The sequence below is a fragment of the Lacipirellulaceae bacterium genome, assembly GCA_040218535.1.
GTDB lineage: Bacteria > Planctomycetota > Planctomycetia > Pirellulales > Lacipirellulaceae > Adhaeretor.
Genome location: JAVJRG010000005.1, coordinates 1185468 through 1205129, shown reverse-complemented (window position 1 = coordinate 1205129; position 19662 = coordinate 1185468). Strand labels below are relative to the sequence as shown.

Below are 19662 nucleotides of genomic sequence, written 5' to 3'. Positions count from 1 at the left end.
GGTGAACCCCTTGGTTGGTGAAGTTGCTCCGCGGAGTGTATTGACCTCTCGGTGCTGCCAAAAGGTCGATCTTGCCGCATGTAAAAATAGAGAGAGTTTGCCGATTTTGCCGCCTTGTTTCTCAAGGCAAACTTCTCAGGGGCCGATACCGATAGCTGGAGCATGTTAAACCTTGCCGATTGCGCGGACTTTGCCCACATCGCAAATCTGCGTCTCTGGCAGCCTCCGCCGACCTTTGAGCGAGCTACCAAGTGTCGAGTCAAGCAATACCACAGGCCAAGAAGAGTTGTCTCAAGACGATCCGCGCTGCCATCTTAGGCTTTGCCTGGGTTGCCGCCGGGCTGCTAGCAGTTAGCGGCGGCGTGGCGAATGGCCAAGAAGCCGGGACACCGTACTCCACCTCCCGTGCAGGCAGAATCAATCTCGGGACGACGCCACTGCGGATCTGGCACAGCACAAATGGCTATGCTCAAGAACAGGGTGAAACTGCCATCGGCGGCCGCCTCGCTCGTCCGTCCGACTATGGCATCTACTTCGCTGAAGCGCAATGGCGTGAAAGCAACAGCGGCGACTTTGGCATGAATCTTGGTGTCGGAACACGCTGGCGGTACGAGGACCCCGTTGCGGGTGGAACTCGCATCTTCGGCGTCAGCGGATGGTATGACGGTATGGAGACCAACCTTGAGAACTACTTCAATCAAGGTGGTATCAGCTTCGAGACCTTGGGTGACATGATCGATCTCCGCTTCAACGCAAATATTCCAGGAAACGGAATCAAGATCAGTGACACGGCCATGACCAACGACTTCTTCTACACGGGGAATGTCATTCGACGATCAGAAAGTGCTCGTGGGGATGTCTCGCTATCAAACGTCACGGGAGAGATTGCCCTACGCGTACCTGAGACAAATTTCTGGGGATACGCGGGGGGGTACCAGCTCGACGGGAATCAGGTGAGTACCGGAGGTTACAAGCTGGGTGCTCGTGGCTACGTGTATAACGATCTGGCTATCGATCTCGGCATCAGCGACGACGACGAGTTTGGCACAGTGACGACATTTCAAGTCATCTGGACACCTGGTCGAGTCAGTTCTGGTCCCTCAAGCAAGCTACACAACATCAACGATCGCATGCGAGAACCTGTGTATCGACCGATGTACGTTGCCACCCAACAGCGTACGTTCTTTATGGGCGTTACCGACATGACAGACGAGAATGGCGATGTGCAACGCATCGTTCATGTCGATAGCACCGCCACGGCTCCTGGGGACGGAACATTCGAGAGCCCGCTAACTAGCCTGGACGACATCTTCGCCAACTCGATGGAAGACGATATCGTTCTTGTCCATGCCGGCAGCACTCACACTGGCGAGTCTGCCACCCTGCAGACCGATCAGCGTTTCCTAGGCGAGGGCGGCGGCATCGTGCACACGATCAACTCGCTTGACTTTGGCGTCTTCCAACTTCCTGAAACAACCCTAGGGGCTGGTGCAGGTGCGGTTCCCGTGATTGACGGTGCACCGCTCGCTGCAGTACAGGTAAGTGCTGGCTCACTTGCTGATACCACGACGATGGAAGTGAACAACTTCCAAATTACAAATGGCGACGTAGGCATTCGCTCCGAAGCAACCGGCACGGGGACGCTCAACGTGAACAACGTGACGGTCGACAATACAGCCAGCCACGGTGTCGAACTTGTTGGGTCGAATGCAACGTACAATCTGACCGACGTCACCGTGACAGACGCTGGCGATGCCGCGGGTGAAGCTGGTGTGAAAATCACCGGTGGTGACGCGAACGTGAATCTGATTGGCCAGATCGCTCAAGGTGCGGCAGCCAGCAGCGCAGCCGCCTTCTCTGCAGACGGCGGCCACACGGGTACCGTCAACATGGTCCTCCCAGCAGGCTCAGCCGCTGGAGCCCTGATCGTCGATGCCCAAAACGGGACCGGCTTGCAGTTCGACAACGCCGATGGTCAGTACGTGATCAATGGGCCTGTTGAACTAAACGGCGGCGACGCCGGAATCGACATGCTGAACGGGACCGACGGCACGATCACCCTAACAGACACCACGATTACGGATCCAACCGGCACGGCGATCAATGTCCAGGATGGTAATGGATCACTGAGCTTCACCGGGCAAGTCAATCAAGCCAACGCTGCGTCCGCATTGGCCGTTTCTTCGGGGCACAATGGGACGCTTGACTTTAACGAAGCAACCACCGGTGCGGGGGTCTTCAACGTCAATAATGGTGATGGCTTGCAATTCAACAATGCTGACGGGGCCTATCGCTTTAACGACCAGATCACGATGAACGGCGGTGACGCTGGCATCGACATCCTGAATGGTTCTCAGGGAACTTTCGTATTCAGCGACGCGACCATCACAAACCCCACAGGCGACGCACTGGTTGTTCGCAACAGCAGCTCGACGGGCGGAACGGTCTCGGCCATCGTCACTTACGTGGGTGAAATTACGAACAGCGCTAGCAGCTCGATCGTGGTTGCTGACAACGCACGCGCAACGGTGGTCGTCGATGCTACCGTTACTGACACAGGCGCCGGCATCCAGGTGCTCGACAACACTGGTGGCGGAACACGCATCTCGGGGCAGCTCGATCTTACCACAGGCGCGAACGACGCAGTCACTGTGACTGGCAACACGAATAGCGAAACCAGCTTCGAAGATCTCAACATCAACACGACCAGTGGTACCGGCCTCTTGGTCGCCAACACGCAAACCTTGGAAGTGACCGGCGCTACGAACACGATCACAACGACGACCGGCACTGGAATAGACATCTCGAATTCGAGCATCACCGCCAATGGAGCGACTTTCCAGAGCGTTTCCGCCGACGGTGCGGCTCAGGCCATTGTCCTCAACAACGTAACAGGCGGCATCATCACCGTTGGGGAAGGCGGAACAACTGCTGGCGATGGAGGCACCTTGGCCAACATCACGGGCACCGCAATCAGCATCACTAATTCAGAGAACGTCACAATCAACGCCATGAATGTCACTTCAGCATTGGCAGCCATGGAACTCGACTTCAACAGTGCCGCGACTTCAAATGTTCGGATGACGAATAACGCGGTGACGAATTCCGGCAGTGCGGAGGCCTTCCTGCTCACAACATCAGGAGGCACTGCCAAGACGATTAATCTGCTGGTCGAAGATAATGTCTTTAGCAACGACGACCCGACTGCGTTTACCTCTGACATCCGGGCTGAAGGAACAGGCGACGTGAATGTAACAGTCCTCGACAACACGTTCGTCAACCTCAATGCAGCCACAGGTGTTCCCGTCCGCATCCAGGTCGACGACGCTGCAGCCGACTTGAAGCTGAACCTTGGAGGCGACGGAACAGCCGGCAGCAGTAACACTGCTGCCCCAGGCAACGCTGCTAACAATGGCTACGAGCTCAATCAAGTGAATGGTAACTTTAGCGTCGCAAACCTGGCTGACGTAGATACCAATAACACGGGCACTGTTGTCACCTCAGGCACTGTAGTTGACGAGCCTAATCCGATTCCGACGCCTCCGTAACTTACGGCCACTCAAAACTGCCGTCACTTGATCGTTTTCTCAAGAAAGACAGCTCGTCCCATCTCTGGGTCGAGTTCGTAGCTCGCGAAACCATACCGCTGATAAACTTGCCGGGCTCGCTCGTTGCCTTCGAGCACTTCAAGCGTCAGTTTGCAGCAACCATTGGACTTCGCCACTTCTTCTACTTTGGCGAGCAAATCTCTGGCGAGGCCCTGGCCCCGAAATGCTTCTGCCACGACGAAATCGTGGATATTGAGGATCGGCTTGCACGCGAAAGTCGAGAATCCTTCAAAGCAGATCGCTAGCCCTGCGGGCTGCTCGTCGACGAAAGCGAGAACCGCGCAGCAATCGGGGCGTTGTGAGAGCTCGTGAATCAGGTTTGCTCTGACAAACTCTGGCAGCGGCTTTCCGGTGCCGGTAATTCCCCTAGCGTACTCGTCGAGCAAGTCGAGTACCGCGGCGGCGTGAAGAGGGCTCGACAGGTCCGCTACTGCTGTTTGTCTCATCCTGATTCCTATTGGTTCTCGGAGTTTCCCGTTGATCTTCATCATTTCCTGACATGCATTTGCCAGTGTACTCGTTAGACTAGGCGGAGCCTGCTGAGGCTCGATACCCCCTTCCAACGAACCGTCCAGTGACTTGCTATGCATTTTTCCAATATACGTCTTTCGTTTTTCGTCCTTCTCTCGGGAATGCTTTCCTCCCTGCATTGCTTCGCCCATCCAGAGACCGACTCGCCTCAAGGCACGCCACCGGAAAGCGATGAGGCTGTTGGCATGCTGTTGCCCCCCCTTGAAGGGCCAACTCCCTGGACGAACAAACCCCTGCTGAACGACCCAGAAAGGTTCCAGTTCGCGATCGTGACCGACCGGACTGGCGGACATCGCCCCGGGGTCTGGATGGATGCTGTTAATAAACTGAATATGCTGCGTCCTGAGTTCGTGGTTTCGGTCGGTGACCTCATTGAAGGCTACACGGACGATGAGCAACAAGCGAAGGCTGAGTGGGACGAGTTCGTCGGTTTTGTTGACCAACTCGACATGAAGTTTTTCTTCGTCGCTGGGAACCACGACGTGACCAACCCGATACTGCATCGGATGTGGCGGGAACGGTTTGGCAAGGAGTACTATTCGTTCGATTACAAGGGCGTTCACTTTGTTTGTCTCTGCAGCGAAGAGCCTCGCGAACGAATCAGCGAAGAGCAGCTCGCATGGATCAGCAAGGATTTGCAGGAACACTCCGACGCACGATGGACGCTCGTTTTCCTTCACAAGCCGCTCTGGACCTACGCCGAACGCGACCTTGCTGAGGGCAAGCCCGACCAAACCAATTGGAAGAAAGTCGAACAACTGTTGATCGATCGTCCGCACACAGTCTTTGCCGGGCACGTACATCACTACGTACAGTATCGTCGGAACGAACGTGAGTATTACTCCCTGGCGACCACTGGTGGTGTGTCTCAACTTCGTGGAGACAGCTACGGTGAGTTCGACCATGTCACTTGGTTGACGATGGAAAAAGACGGTCCGCAGATCGCTAACTTGCGGCTTGATGGTATTCTGGCCGCCGATGTCGTTGACGAGCAAACCATCACCCGCCTGAATGCATTTCTGAAAGGAACTGCTGTCGAAGTCGCACCCATCCTGATGAGCGAATCGACAGCGGATCGCTTCTCTGATGGCGAAATCGGAATCCGCGTCAGCAACAAGTCGACCGAAGTAGTCAAGCTGTCGGGCGAGTTGGAAGGCTTGCCACTGAAGGGATTGACTGTCGACCCGGGAACGCTTGACCTGACCGTCCCGCCCGGAACCAGTAAAGAACTGCGTGTCCGAATAGCCTTCACCGAACCAATGGAGTTCGAGCAACTCTTTCGCACGGCCATGGTTTCTACTTTGAAGACTGTTGGAGAGGACCCGTTGACTAGTGAAAGAGTGATTCCCGTTGTGATTGATCGGCGATTTGAGTTCCCAACGATTGCAGAACTTCCGCCGATCGATGGCATGGTCAAGTCGTGGCCGGAGCGCAGTAATGCGACCCCTGAGAAGCCATTGCTGCTTGGCAACACGCGCGGTTGGCAGGGCGTTGGCGATGGCTCGGCAAAGTTTTTCGCTCGCCACGTTCCCAAGAACGATGGTCCCGCAGGTGAACAAGTTTATGTTGCCGTTCGAGTCAAAGATGATCGAGTGATCTCCGCGGTTGACCGGGTGGAATTGCTGATTGACCCCCGCCCAGTTGAAAAGCGAAGCACCGAACCTCGCTACACGCGAACGGGGCTGACCATTAGCGCCTTCGCCCCGACTGAAAGCGGCGAAGTAAAAGTCGATGCTCGTCGCTTTCGTCGCGACCGCAGCTATCGAGGCGTGAAAGCAAGCGGCATACGGACCGAGGACGGCTACGATCTGGAGTTCGCGATCCCCACGAAACTGGTGAAGGAAATCCAAGGACGTGATTGGCATAGTCTCCAGGGGACGGTCGTTCTGCACGACGCCGACGAACCGGACGAGGAGCCAACGCAAGTCGTGTGGCGCGGGACGGACCGTGTGCGAGAATTGAACACTGGCTTCGGACATTTCGTTCGCGAAAAATAGTTGCCTTCGAAGAACTTCTGCTGCAAACGTAAGGGAGCCCCCCACAAAACTTGCGGTATTTTGCGAAGTTCTCACGAAATTCCTTTCACCTGCCGTTTCGCCCGTTTCTGGAATTGACCGCGGCAGCGCTTTTCTGTTTATTCCCGCCCTTCGTGAGAAAGCCCTAGCTTGACTAGTGGCTCTCACTGTTTCGTACGGCACCCGGATAAGCACTCGAAAGGTACGCTCATGCTACGGCTACGTTGTGATGATGTTCTCAAGCTCTCTCTCCTCGTCGGCTTGTCCTTAAGCCTCGCTCAGTTCTCTCACGCTACGACGATTTACTTCGAAGCAGAGTCTGGAACCGTTGCTGACGTCCAACTTACGAATACAACAACGGGCCCGGGATGGAACGAAATCAGTGATGTTGACGCATTCGGTGGGACTGCGATTGAGTCGGTTTTTGATACGGCCGATGCTCCGAACGGCGCTAATGACGACACCGTTACATACGACGTAACCTTTCCAGAAAGCGGAACTTACTTTCTATATGCGCGGATTGGTATTCCGAGCATTGGCGGACCTGACGATGAAGAGTATTTCCGCAACGATAGCTTTTTCGTCCCTTCCTCATTTGCAACCTTTCAGTACCCAACGTTCGCGGAAGCCGTGCGAGCGTTGAACTTTGGCAGCCAAACGGCTGACAAAACAAGAGGCAGTAATAGCGTTCTCGATACCTTTGGTTGGGTTGGCATTACCCAGCCCGCGACCAACAATGGCGGCGGGATCGATAATTCGAGTAATGATGTGATTCTGGCAGGCAGCAACGGTCCCGATCCTTACGTTGTCCCTGCGGCTGGTACTTACACTTTCCAAATCGGCGGACGCGAGGACGGCCTGCTACTTGATGCTTTCGTCTTCAGCACGGAGAACAACCTCACCGTGAATGACCTCGCAGCGGTGATTCCGGAGCCCTCCGCAATGCTACTGATCTGTGTCGGCATGTTTGCTGCGATGCGGAAAAACCGCTCGTAACCAGCACTCCCTGTAGAGCGGTCAGTCACGATGACTTTTCCAATAGCCGCGGAGCGACGCCGACGCTGGGACTATTCGAAGACGTCTACCACCGGCGGAGGCGTAGCTCCGCGGCTAGTTCTCCGAGGCTGGTTTCGTTGAGCCCAAGTTAAATCGCCTGAGTTTTCGCGGCTTTTTCATTGTGCGAGGCCCTTCATCGCGAGCCAAAATGCACTAGAATCCCTCCTTTCCGTAGCCCCGAAGGGGCTGCACCGGGCCGGTAGCTCAGTTGGTTAGAGCAACGGACTTTTAATCCGTAGGTCGAGCGTTCGAGTCGCTCCCGGCTCATTTCTTTTTTAAACCGAACCGCTTGCGGCTAAGCCGCAAGCGGTTTTTTACTTTTGCACAGTGTACGTGTTTCTAAGTGCAAAAGTCCTGTTGTTCTGCTGTCCGGTATCGCTGCAAGTTATTACACTGAAACGCCTTGTGGCTTTCAGTAGATCGAAAGCTGCTCGACTTTTGCTCTTGGCACCTCTCGAATAGGTGCAAAAGCCCGGTTGTCTTGGTGCAAAATCGGTATGGCATGCTTCGCCAAGCAGCCGACTGGGCGTTCATTTTATCAGAAGAAGTGGCCAATTCCGCATGGGTAGTCTGCACGGTCAGGGCGAGTTGAAAGGCTTTCTGCCGCGCCTTGGTGCAACTAACCATCGGTCTGATTTCACTTCTGCCGGGCAAAAGCCTACAATGCGGCCTATGGATGCTACCGCAACGAAGCTCTCTGACGCGGAAGCGTCCACTTCGCAGTTAAACGCGACTCGACTCGCCGCCCGCTATCGGGAGGTGCGTGCTTGGTCGGAAGCCTTGGTGGAGAATCTCCAGACTGAGGACTTCTTGCTGCAGTCGATGCCCGACGCAAGCCCCGCGAAGTGGCATCTTGCCCATACGACTTGGTTCTTCGAGACTTTTGTCCTCGCCAAGGACAATCCCGACTACGAGCCGATTAGTCCCGACTTCAATTACCTCTTCAATTCGTATTACAACGCGGTTGGCGAGCGCCACCCTCGACCTGAACGCGGGCTGCTCTCGCGACCTTCGGTGAGCGAGGTGATGCGGTACCGAGGCGAAACCGACAAGCGGATGGAGACGTTACTGGCAGAGGAGCCCACCGGCGAGTTACTAAAGATTATCGAGCTTGGGTTGCATCATGAGCAGCAACATCAGGAGCTTTTGCTTACGGACATCAAACACGCGTTTTGGAAGAATCCTCTGCGACCCGCGGTTTTGAAAGAGCCGCTTGAACAGCACGATAACGATTCCACTAGTTCGCAATGGTTAAGCTACGAGGAAGCACTAGTGGAAATTGGCCACACCGGGGACGGCTTTTGCTTTGATAACGAATTGCCCCGTCACCGGGTGTTCATTGAGCCTTTCGAGATTTCCTCCTCGCTCGTCCCGAATGGAGAGTTTCTCAAGTTCATCGCAGATGAAGGCTACAGTAGGCCCGAACTTTGGTTATCCGAGGGTTGGGATGTTGTGAAACGCGAAGACTGGAACGCTCCTCTTTATTGGCAGAAATCTGATTCGAAGGACTCTTGGGAATTGTTTACCCACAATGGGACGCAGCCTCTCAATCCGAGTGAGCCCGTTTGTCATGTCAGTCTTTACGAAGCGGATGCTTTTGCGCGTTGGCGGGCTTGCCGGTTGCCGACGGAGGCTGAGTGGGAGCATGCAGCTAAGTCGCAAGCGGAGCGTGGACGTGGCGAGGGTTGGATGGGTTCGCGATGGCAGTGGACCTCGTCGCAATACACGGGCTACCCAGGCTATCGGGCAGCAGAAGGAGCGTTGGGGGAGTACAATGGAAAGTTCATGTGCAATCAGCACGTGCTACGAGGGGCCTCGTGTGCGACGCCCGAATCGCACCGACGACTCACCTACCGTAATTTCTTTCACGCAAGCAGTCGCTGGCAATTTACGGGGATACGACTCGCTCGGTCTTGCTAGTTTAGGTTTCATTAGATTTTTAGCCGCTGGGCGTTAGCCCCCGGTTGCTCAGAGAACCGGACGCTAACGCGTTCCGGCTGAAATACAAAAAACGACAATAAGAGAAAGCAAAATGGCCAAAGCGATTTGGAATAAAGAGATCATCGCTGAAAGCGACCAAACCGTCATCGTCGAAGGGAATCACTATTTCCCACCCGAGTCGGTCGACAAAACGAAACTCCAAGCCAACTCTACGACAACCGTTTGTGGCTGGAAGGGAACGGCCAACTACTACGACGTGTTAGCCGGGGGCGAGGTGAATCAAGGTGCTGCTTGGTACTACGCTGAGCCGAAACCAGAAGCGTCCCAAATTGCCGGCCACATCGCCTTCTGGAAAGGCGTCACCGTTGAAGAAGGCTCGTCGGGCGAAGAAATGTCCTGCGGTGGTTCTTGCTGATTGAATTCCAAGCTCTCCCCCTTGCTCGGCCAACTCTAACCGAAAGCCTCCCGTGCCTTCTGATTCTGCCATACTAGCCCGCACGCGTTCTGCCGATGAAGCCCCAATCAATGGAAAACTCCTTGCGGATGTGATCGAGGGGCTCTCAAGCAGTCCAAAGACCTTGCCATGTAAGTACTTTTACGACAGGCGCGGGTCGCAGCTTTTCGATCGCATTTGCGAGTTGCCCGAGTATTACCCCACCCGAACGGAAACGAAGATTCTGGAGGAGAACGCAGCGGCCATCTCCGACGCGATCGGCGAAGGGACAGTCCTTGTTGAGTATGGCAGCGGTAGTAGCACGAAGACGGTTCCGCTGCTGAAGGCTGCACCGAATCTGGCCGCTTACGTACCGCTAGATATCTCCCGAGATCATTTGCTGGAGACTTCTGCCGAACTACGTCGCCAGTTGCCCGGGCTGCCAATCAAACCGGTCGTCGCCGATTTCACCTCGGAGGTTGAACTTCCCGAAGAGTTTGCCGACGTCCGCCGAACTGTTTTCTTCCCCGGCTCGACAATTGGTAACTTTCCGCCGGAAGAAGCTGTCGAGCTCTTGGGGCAGATTGCCGATCTCGTTGGCACTGGAGGCGGTCTAGTAATCGGCATCGATCTTGAAAAGGATCTCAATGTCTTAGAACCGGCCTATTACGACTCGCAGAACGTCACAGCTGCGTTCAATTTGAATCTACTGCATCGCATCAATCGCGAGCTGGACGCGGACATCGCGGTCGAAGACTTCGCTCACATTGCCTTCTACAACCGCGAATTGAATCGGATCGAAATGCATCTCCGCAGCTTAAAGTCTCAGACGATCGTGATAGATGGCTGCGAGTTAGACTTCGAGAAAGACGAGACGATCCACACCGAATCTTCACACAAGTATACGGTCGAACGTTTTGCCGGAATGGCCGAACAGGCGGGCATGGAAGTAAAGCAGGTCTGGACCGACTCGAAAGAGTGGTTTGCGGTGTTGCACCTGTTGGCGGTAAGCTGAACTCTTTGATGCAAGCCTGGTAGAGAGCGGTGCGTGCACCGCGGCGAAACGTGATTCGCTAGGGCAAATCACCTTAAAACGCTTAAGGAAATATTTGATGTCTCACGCGACGCTTGACCCCGTTGCCTTCCCAACGTTTAGCGACGAGGAAATGACTTGTATCGCTAAGATGGGAGACTTGAAGGCCTATAGCGATGGGGAAGCTTTGTACAAACATGGTGATCGCGACTTTCCGCTGTTTGTGCTCAAAGAGGGAAATGTTGCGATCATTGAGTATTCTACAGGCAAGCCTCGCGATGTCGTTGTGCACGGTCCAGGCGCTTTCACCGGCGACGTGTCCATGCTCACGGGTCGTCCGTCGGTGATTTCTGCCATCGCGCGGGGCGATTGTCAAGCCTACGAAATCCCAGCCGGCGAAATCCGTCGCCTGATGGGGGAAGTGCCGGAGCTTAGCGACAAGCTGCTTGAAGCGTTTCAGATGCGACGCCAACTTTTGGAAGCGTCGGAGTTTCAGGGCGTCCGCATTGCTGGTTCTGCAAATTCCAAAGAGACACTACAGATTCGCGAATTCTTTTATAAGAACAAGGTCCCGCACACTTTTCTCGACATTGATGAAGAAGCTGGCAAAGAAGCTCTGAAGGAGTTCGGTGCCACTCCCGAAGAAACGCCCGTTATTGCCTGCACGGAACACATCGCGAAACAGCCTTCCTTGGGCAAGATCGCGGACTGCTTAGGAATCACTCGTACGATTGACGAGCATGTTCATGATGTCGTTGTCGTCGGAGCGGGACCTGCAGGGCTTGCTGCTGCTGTTTATGGCGCTTCTGAGGGACTCGATACCCTGGTCGTCGATCGTATGGGTCCCGGTGGACAAGCCGGAACCAGTTCGAAGATCGAAAACTACATGGGATTCCCATCCGGTTTGCCAGGCGCGGAACTCGCAAATCGCGGGTTTCTTCAGGCTTTGAAATTCGGCGCTAGCTTCACCGCCCCAGTGATCGTGCGAAGCGTCACCCAAGGAGAAGACGGTAATTACCGCGTACGGCTTTGCACGGGACAGGATGTGAATACGCGAACGGTGCTTGTCGCCACCGGCGCCTCTTATCGTCGCCTGCCCATCGAAAACTGTCGCCGTCTGGAGGGGGCGGGAGTCTACTACTCCGCTACCTCAGTTGAAGCACGCGCGTGCCGTAACTCGACGGCGATTGTCGTCGGCGGTGGTAATTCAGCGGGACAGGCTGCCATGTTCCTTTCGCGGACTGCGAAAGAGGTAAAAATCGTCATCCGTGGCGACGACCTGGGCAAAAATATGTCGCACTACTTGTGTCATCGGATTAAACAGACCGCAAACATCGAAGTCATGACCCACACCGAAGTTGAAGGGCTTGAAGGCGAGACGCATCTCGCGGAGGTGACGCTTCGCAACAACCAGACGGATGAGCGAACCCACTTGGGCTGTGCTGCCGTCTTCATTTTCGTTGGCGCAAAGCCTCATACCGAGTGGCTGGGTGAAGGCGTGGCCCTCGACGATCACGGCTTTGTCATTACAGGCCCCAACGCTCAATCGCATCCCTTGTGGGATCTTGAGCGAAGCCCGTGCGAGTTGGAAACGACACTGCCCGGTGTGTTCGCCGCAGGAGATGTCCGTTCAGGCACGACTAAGCGTTGTGCTTTCGCCGCCGGAGACGGCGCGCTGGCAATTACCTGCGTTCACCAGCACTTGAGCCGTCAAGAACAGGCGGCGACAGTCTAAGAGAAAGAGAATCGAGTAGGGGCGACAGGAGTTGAACCTGCACTCCCGAAGGAACTGGAACCTAAATCCAGCGCGTCTGCCAATTCCGCCACGCCCCCAGGATTCTCGTGTGTACCTAATCTTAGCAAGCCACGACTTGATGGAAAAGACACAAATCTCTCTGGCTAGTTCGCTTATTTTGACGGGATCAACAGGATCGACAGGATGTGCTAAAACAGTTTCTCAACATCCTGTTGATCCTGTAAATCATGTCCGAAAATCATGTCCGAAGTCCCTCGCAATCTGCAAGCACAGAATGAGCAAGGTGTGTTGCTTGTTGATTGGCCTGACAGGAAGCATGAATTCAAGCTGTACGAACTGCGGGGTGCTTGCGAGTGTGCCCAGTGCGTGAATGAGTGGACCGGGGAGCGAATTCTTGATCCGGCGACCGTGCCGCGTGATATCCAGATCGTGAAAATGGATCTCGTCGGAAGCTACGCGATTCGCGTGAACTGGTCCGACGGGCACAACTCGGGATTGTTCACGTGGAAGCGGCTGAAAGAACTAGCGACGAATTCTAAGAACTGATTCTTTCGCCTACAGAGTCGGATCTTCGCTTGCCTGTGTGGGCTCTCTCAGCTTGACTCGAACGTAGCGAATACGGCCATCTCTTTCCATTTTGAAGTGAAGTGCGTCAACGTCTTCTTCAAGCGAAGTACGAACCCTCGTCAGTAGCTTATCCCGATCCTCAATGGGCACACCATTGAAATGCAGCAGCCGGTCGTGAACAGCGAGCCCAGCTTTTTCTGCCGGAGTTCCTGGTGTGACTCGTGTGATGAAGACGCTATTGGGTTCGCCGGGATCGGCTCGCCAGGCGATTCCTAGCCGCTGCCGCTGATCGCCTGTCGTGTGCGGCGGAAGCGGTGCTTCGAGTCGGGTCTGTGCGGCGATGTCTTCGTAGTGAGACTCCGGACGAAACGTTGGCATGCTGTCGAGGTCTGCAAGGCTCGTGAGTCGACCAACTAGGTATTGCGAGATCAACCGGATGCCTTCGACGTTTAGTTTTTCCACATCGTCAGTAGGGCGGTGATAATCATCGTGCAGCCCCGTGTGGAAGTAGAGGGACGGTATCTGCCGTTGGTAGAAGGGCCAATGGTCGCTGTTACTTTTGTACTCCCAAGAGAAATCGAGCCGCATCCCCTCGGGAAGTCGCTCAGAACTGAGTAGCTCACGCAGTCCCAACGCAGTCCGTGCGCCGCCCACTTTCACACGCCCTTCGACCATACGACCGATCATGTCGAGATTGATCACCAGCTTGACTTTTTCAAGCGGTACGGTCGGATTGCTGAGCCAGTGCTTCGAGCCAAGCAAGTTTTTCTCCTCGCCATCCCAGAAAACGAAAAGCAACGTCCGGCGGGGGCGGAAATCGATCTGAACGAGTGCGTCGATCGTCTCCAGCATCGCGGCGACTCCGCTGGCGTTGTCGTCGGCTCCGTTGTGGATGTAGCCGTAAGGACCGTAGCTGGTGCGCCGCGAACCGTAGCCAACATGGTCGTAGTGGGCACCGATGAGGATTACTTCATCGCCGACTTGCTCATCGGTTCCCGGGATCACCGCGATCAGGTTTTGCATCGTGCCATGAAACCGCTGGCTGTAGCCGTCCGTGCCCCCAGTCTTAGCCCCAATACGCTCCAATTGCTCCTTCAGATAGCCCGCAGCAGCTCGCCCGCCTCGAGAGCCTGCCTCGCGACCTTCGAGCGAATCGCCGGCGAGAACGCCGGCGTGATCTCGCACTTCTTCACTGGTAATCGTTGCGAGCGCAGCATCGAGCATCGCGTGCCGCTCGTTCGCAGCGGAAACCGCGCCTGCCCAGAGACAGAGCCAGAGACAAAGAGCGTCGGGAAGGAACACAATGCGAGCGTACTCACCAAAGCCCACGGCCAGGCGAGGGAAAAATCGAGTGCGAGACATGGATACCGAGAGTGATGTGGGGCAGTACGGCAATCCGTAGTATCTTCGACGTTTGCCGCAGAGTTCTCGAAGGTGGCTGGTGACGCCCGCGCAATCGTTAGAAGTGGCGTGTTGGGTCGGCAGGGTATCCGGCGGTCCGTAGGACCGCGGCTGGGGACCCTTTCTTGCATTTTCCGACTACTTGCCGATGCAGAATTGGCTGAAAACTCGGTCGAGGATGTCGTCGATATAGACCGCACCGACGACTTCAGCCAGGCGGTCGAGGGCGGTGCGTAGTTCGGCGGAGATGAGCTCTTCACCGCCAGATTCGCACAGAAACTTGGCCGCTTCGATCGATTGCTGTGCCTGCTCCAGACTGACGCGGCAACGGGCGGCTGTCGAGGCGACTCCGGTGGCCGGTTCGTCGGACGCTTTCAGTCGTTCGACGATGGCCGCCACAAGCCGGTCGATGCCTGCTCCCGTCTCACTGCTACAAGCAAGGAACTCGGGAGAACCAGAACCTGACAGATCGCACTTCGTAGCAACTCGAATCGTCGGCGGACTCGTTATCGAATCTCTTTCTACGAGAAGCGATTCGTCGGACGGAAAGCAGTAGAGAATTAACGATGCGGAGCCAACTTGGGTTCGCATCGCTTGCTGGGCGGCGATGCTAATCTCCTGTGTCGAGGGAATCGCATCTTGATCGACTTGCTCAACTTCTTCCACACCCGCTGTATCGATCAACTCAATCGGAAATCCACCGAGCTCTAGCTTCGCCGAAATATAGTCACGTGTCGTACCGGCGACTTCGGAAACGATAGCACCGGCCTTCGTTTCTGACGTTGCGAACTTCTCTGCCAACAGGTTGAACAAACTGCTCTTCCCTGCATTGGGCGGTCCGGTGAGGACAACGCGTGGCACTTGTTGCGAGGCGTCGCGAGTGCGTAATTGATCCAGCGCGTCTTGAAGCACGGTTTCAGCGTTTGCTAGATCCTCAGCCAGTTTCTCGCGACTGATGAACTCGATGTCCTCATCAGCAAAGTCGAGACCTGCTTCGAGTTCGGCCAGAAGATTGAGCAGCCGGTTGCGGAGCTCGTCCAGCGGCCCGGAGAGCCCACCCGCGAGTTGTGTCAGGGCCGCATCGAGAGACGAGCGATCCGAGGCGTCGATCACGCCCAACACGGCTTCGGCTTGAGTGAGATCAATCCTACCGCCGAGAAATGCCCGCAGCGTAAATTCCCCCGCACTGGCCAGCCTCGCCCCGGCAGCGCATAGCGACTGAACCACGGCATCAGCCAGCGGCGCGGAACCAGGCAGATGAAACTCCGCAATCGGCTGGCGGGTGTAGCTTGAGCTGCCCGGCCAGAGAAACAAGCTGCAGGGGATGCTTAGCTGCTCGCTGTCGCTAAGACGGATATCACAATTTCCCTCGACTATTCTCGCGGTGCGAATCGCAGCCAAGTCGATTGGCTCGCAGGGCGTGAAGAGTTCGCGCAGAAGCGAAACGATATTCGGCCCTCCCACACGGACGATGCTCCTTGCCGCTTGGCCACCAGGTGCCGTGGCGACGGCTACGATTTCTTCACGCGTGTCATACACGATAGAAGCTCCTCAGAGCGTGTTTTGAAATTCAGACACCCTCACCCTAGCCCTCTCCCGCAAGCGGGAGAGGGAACATAAAGTACCGCTTCGCGGTCGATTTTTTGAATTTCAAAACACGTTCTCAACTGCCCTGCTCTATCGCTTCTTTTTCTTGCTGCTTTTCTTACCGCTGTTGTTGGGACGCTTTTTCTTTTCCTTTTTCGCTCGATCGTTCCCACCAAACAGCGGCGTATCACCGCTACTCGTCGCTGCGATTTCTGTCGGAGGTGTTGGCTTTGGCAACAACATCCGCTCGGCGATTCCCCAAGCACTGGAAGCAATGAAGTACAAGCAGAGGCCGCTGGGGACTTTGTAGAACAGCAAGCCCATGAAGATCATCATGTACTTCATGATCTTTTGCTGCAGCTCGGCTTGCTCGTTCGCCGGGGGCGGCATGAAGAGCTTTTGCTGCAACAGATAGAGTACGATCGTGATCAGCGGCAGCACGTTCAGATAGGGACCGAGACCAAAGAAACCCTCGCCGCGATTGATGAAGTCGGGCATGAAGGCGGACCAGTCCCAGAACATGTCCGGTGCGGCGAGGTTCGAGCACCAACGGACGCTATCCCCAAACAACGAGGCTTGGCGGAGTTCGATGTCCACAGCGAGGCCGCGGTACAGGCCAACGAACACTGGCAACTGGATCAACATCGGCAAGCAACCGGCCAGCGGGTTCACACCATGCTTGCGATACAGCTCTTGGGTCGCTTGCGACTGCTTTTGCATGTCGCCTTTATACTTCTCCTTGATGCGATCCATCTCCGGGCGAAGTTCCTGCATCTTCGTCATGCTGTGCGCTTGCTTCCGGCTGATCGGGAACATGCAGCTACGGACGAGTACCGTGAGCAGAATGATCGATATGCCGTAGTTGCCGACGATGCCGTAGAAGAAATGGAGGATCCACAGCATGCCCTTGGCGATGCGGGTGAACCAGCCGTAGGTGATTAGGTCCGCTAAGCTGTAGATCGGGCTATCAACGGCCTTGTATTGCTCTAAGAGTTCGGGGCGTTTCGGTCCCGCAAAGAGGGTGTACTTTTCGGTGCGAGTTTCTCCGGCGGGAAGCGACTTTGGCACGCTGATCAGCCGGCAGGTCGCGTTGACATACTTGCCTTCGGAGCCTCTTTTCTTGGGCTCAGGACTCAGTGAGACAAATTCGGTTCTCTCGATCCAAAGCTCGTCAGCATCTTGTCGCTCGGGGATCATCATTGCTGAAAAGTACTGGGCATCCACACCCACGAACGCCAGAGGGCTCCCTTCGAGTGGCTCTACCCCTTCAGTGGCGATCGTCGCGGGTGCGAATTGTTGCACCTTGGCGTCGAACGTTCGGGACATCACGTCTCGGAGTCCAACCGCCCCCCAATCGTGACCGATTTTGTAGGCGTACCACCAACCTTCAATCGGCAATCCGTTCGGGCCGTCGAGTTGGTAAGCGATTTCCTTAGCTTCTGACCCGGTGTTTTCGATTGCCAATTCGAGCGTCAGGTGATAGGCCGGATAGTCCGCCGAAGTCTGCATTCCCTCGGGGGTTTCTTCTAGGCGATATCGCTTGACGAACGTCAGCCCAAGCTGCGACGAGCGTTTGCGAAAGGTTACTGAGTCTTGTGACGGCTCGGAGATTTCCCAAGGAGCTTTGCGAAGTTCGAGTTCTGCGAATTCACTCAGCTTGGGCAGCTCGTTTTCCGCACGCTTCTCGTTTTCGCCGGTAAGTGTGCGACGGTCGATCTGTTCAAGAGTCATCTGGAATGACGGCGGCGAACGCGAACCGGCGGGCAGTTTGTCTGCCCAGAGCAACACGTTTTCTTTCTCCGGTCGAATGACTTCCAACGGACGACGCACGAGCTTGGCGGTAACTTGTTGCTCGACTCCGTCGCGTTCGAGGGTCAGGCTCAATTCGCGGCCAGGCTTGGTCTTGGCGAGCAGCTTGTTGAAGGCTTCCACGGATTCGATCGGCTTGGCCTCTTTCACACCTGCGGCGAGAAGGAGATCCCCGATCTGGATACCCGCTTCGGCTGCGGGCGTCCCGGCTCCGACGACCTGCACCTTCAGACCTTCACCTTGCTGGGCAGAAGCTAACGCCAAGTGGCCCAGGTAGCCGCCGCGGTCAGTCAGGTCTAAGTACTTTGGATTGGCCAGCTCGATTCGCTCAACCGCGGCACCCTCGTTGGTGAGCGTGACCAACATGCGATAGTCAGAGCTTTCATCAACCGTGCCGAGAGTGAGTTTTTGAGCGGCGACCTCAACTTCCGGCTCTTGCTTCGGCTGGGGCTTTTCTGCGTTGTCTCCGGCAGCGTCTTCCCCTTCAGCTGGCTTCTCCCCAGCATCCTGCACTCCCTCGCCTGCCCCGTCTTCGGCGAGTTGATTGGCGGCCTGTTTTTCTTTGTCGTCCGGCTGTGGAAGTTCGGGGCGCTTGCCTAACAGCAAGATCAAAAGAAGCGAGACAGATAACCAGAGGATAAAACGACGATCCACTTCGTGTGGTCCTTATACAAATTCTTCAATGGTTCTAAAGACGATTACGTCTGTTTCTGCTTCTGGCATACCGCCGCCGGAGCGTGGCCAATTTATTTGCCACGGGATTTATCCCGGGGGATATGTCGTAGCCAGATAATCGGTCGAGTCGTTCGGTCTCAATCCGATTGGCGCTTTGACGAGACCGAAATCATCCGCGGCTTGTTTCGACCTCGATTGTGCTACGCTGAGTAAAATCCATGTTGCTCGGTCGATTGCTGAGGGCAGTATCCCAACCCCGTGATAAATCCCGGGGCTACTATTATTTTTGCACTGACACGGACAGTGCTAGCGTCCCTCCTTGATGCGGTCGCCTAGAAAGTTATCGAGATCGGGCGTTTGATAAATCTTTTCAGACGTCTTCTCGATATCGTATTCGATCCGATGGAAGGTAATCTTGTCGTCTTCTTGCACGATATAGCAAGATCGCGGATCGCCGTCGCGCGGCTGTCCGACCGAGCCGACATTGACCATGAACTTTTCGTTTCCGATAGGGTAGACGTAGTCGGTCTGATCGGGGGAAATGAATTCCATGCTCTCGAGGAACACGCCCGGGACGTGCGTGTGCCCCTGGAAGCAGCCCTTGGTAATCAAGGCGAAGAGCTTTTCCATCTTCTTCTGGTTGTAGATGTCCTCGGGGAAAACATATTCGTTCACCGGATTGCGTGGCGATCCGTGAACGTAGAGCCAAGGATCGTCGCGGTGGATACGCGGGAGCGTTCCCAGAAAATCCCAACGAGCGTCGATTTTATCGCGAGGTCCGTTGCCGCTTTCCAGTTGCTCGCGCGTCCAAAAGATGGCCCGTTCAGCGCCACTGTTGAAACCCTCAGGGTCGAACATCGCTCCCTGATCGTGGTTGCCCAAAAGACCTACTTTGCAGTTCTCTATTACGAGATCGAGGCACTCACAGGGGTTGGGTCCATAGCCGATCACATCGCCGAGACAGAAGATCTCGTCGACGTTTTGGTCACCGATATGGGCCAGCACCGCCTGGGCCGCTTCCAGATTCCCGTGAATGTCACTGATAATGGCCCGCTTCACGGTGTTGGTTACCTGGAGATGACGGCTTGGAAGATGGGTCGATTACGGTTTCGAGCTAATCCCACAGTCTAAATGCCGGGGTTTTTAGGGTCAAGGACAGGGTGAGAGAGGGACCGCCGTAGCTACGTTCGCCAGAACATGGAGACCCTTGAAGAACACTTCCACCGTCTGGCGACGGTAGCTACGGCAAA

At 55.5% G+C, this 19662-nt stretch carries 13 protein-coding genes and 2 tRNA genes; 9 read left to right on the top strand and 6 right to left on the bottom strand.

Going from position 1 to position 19662, the window contains the following annotated elements:
- Positions 1-251: 251 nt before the first annotated feature.
- Entirely contained in the window at positions 252-3548 is a 3297-nt protein-coding gene (locus RIB44_05145) for a hypothetical protein (protein ID MEQ8615959.1), read from the top strand.
- 23 nt (positions 3549-3571) lie between these two features.
- Here RIB44_05145 and RIB44_05140 read toward each other — a convergent pair whose 3' ends face one another.
- On the bottom strand, positions 3572-4054 hold the full coding sequence (locus RIB44_05140) for a GNAT family N-acetyltransferase (protein MEQ8615958.1): 483 nt from the start codon (positions 4052-4054) through the stop codon (positions 3572-3574).
- Positions 4055-4192: 138 nt separating this feature from the next.
- On the opposite strand from RIB44_05140, the gene RIB44_05135 reads away from it, so the two are divergent.
- The 7 genes from RIB44_05135 (at position 4193) to RIB44_05105 (ending at position 12352) form a co-directional block, all read left to right on the top strand.
- Positions 4193-6136, top strand: a complete 1944-nt coding sequence (locus tag RIB44_05135) for a metallophosphoesterase (protein MEQ8615957.1) — start codon at positions 4193-4195, stop codon at positions 6134-6136.
- A 228-nt stretch (positions 6137-6364) separates the two neighbouring features.
- Positions 6365-7150 carry a hypothetical protein gene (locus RIB44_05130; protein ID MEQ8615956.1) on the top strand — a complete coding sequence of 262 codons (786 nt, stop codon included), beginning with the start codon at positions 6365-6367 and terminating at the stop codon, positions 7148-7150.
- A 253-nt stretch (positions 7151-7403) separates the two neighbouring features.
- Positions 7404-7477, top strand: a tRNA-Lys gene (locus tag RIB44_05125).
- A gap of 405 nt (positions 7478-7882) precedes the next feature.
- The gene (gene egtB, locus RIB44_05120) at positions 7883-9130 is read left to right on the top strand and encodes an ergothioneine biosynthesis protein EgtB (GenBank protein MEQ8615955.1); all 1248 of its coding nucleotides are present in this window, start codon (positions 7883-7885) and stop codon (positions 9128-9130) included.
- Between the two features lie 112 nt (positions 9131-9242).
- Positions 9243-9566, top strand: coding sequence for a DUF427 domain-containing protein (locus RIB44_05115; protein ID MEQ8615954.1), 324 nt, complete (start codon positions 9243-9245; stop codon positions 9564-9566).
- 52 nt (positions 9567-9618) lie between these two features.
- Positions 9619-10599: an L-histidine N(alpha)-methyltransferase gene (gene egtD / locus RIB44_05110; protein MEQ8615953.1), complete on the top strand. Its 981-nt coding sequence runs from the start codon at positions 9619-9621 to the stop codon at positions 10597-10599.
- A 97-nt stretch (positions 10600-10696) separates the two neighbouring features.
- Positions 10697-12352: an FAD-dependent oxidoreductase gene (locus RIB44_05105; GenBank protein ID MEQ8615952.1), complete on the top strand. Its 1656-nt coding sequence runs from the start codon at positions 10697-10699 to the stop codon at positions 12350-12352.
- Positions 12353-12368: 16 nt separating this feature from the next.
- On the opposite strand, the gene RIB44_05100 is transcribed toward RIB44_05105, so the two are convergent.
- A tRNA-Leu gene (locus RIB44_05100) sits at positions 12369-12450 on the bottom strand.
- Between the two features lie 163 nt (positions 12451-12613).
- Between RIB44_05100 and RIB44_05095 the strand changes: the two genes are divergently transcribed.
- Entirely contained in the window at positions 12614-12919 is a 306-nt protein-coding gene (locus tag RIB44_05095; protein ID MEQ8615951.1) for a DUF971 domain-containing protein, read from the top strand.
- 9 nt (positions 12920-12928) lie between these two features.
- On the opposite strand, the gene RIB44_05090 is transcribed toward RIB44_05095, so the two are convergent.
- The 4 genes from RIB44_05090 to RIB44_05075 form a co-directional block, all read right to left on the bottom strand.
- Positions 12929-14302 carry a M20/M25/M40 family metallo-hydrolase gene (locus tag RIB44_05090; GenBank protein MEQ8615950.1) on the bottom strand — a complete coding sequence of 458 codons (1374 nt, stop codon included), beginning with the start codon at positions 14300-14302 and terminating at the stop codon, positions 12929-12931.
- A 177-nt stretch (positions 14303-14479) separates the two neighbouring features.
- Positions 14480-15880, bottom strand: a complete 1401-nt coding sequence (locus tag RIB44_05085; protein ID MEQ8615949.1) for a GTPase — start codon at positions 15878-15880, stop codon at positions 14480-14482.
- Between the two features lie 138 nt (positions 15881-16018).
- The gene (locus RIB44_05080) at positions 16019-18391 is read right to left on the bottom strand and encodes a YidC/Oxa1 family insertase periplasmic-domain containing protein (GenBank protein ID MEQ8615948.1); all 2373 of its coding nucleotides are present in this window, start codon (positions 18389-18391) and stop codon (positions 16019-16021) included.
- 327 nt (positions 18392-18718) lie between these two features.
- Positions 18719-19471 (bottom strand): metallophosphoesterase family protein, encoded by a 753-nt coding sequence (locus RIB44_05075; protein ID MEQ8615947.1) that lies wholly within the window; start codon positions 19469-19471, stop codon positions 18719-18721.
- Positions 19472-19662: the final 191 nt, after the last annotated feature.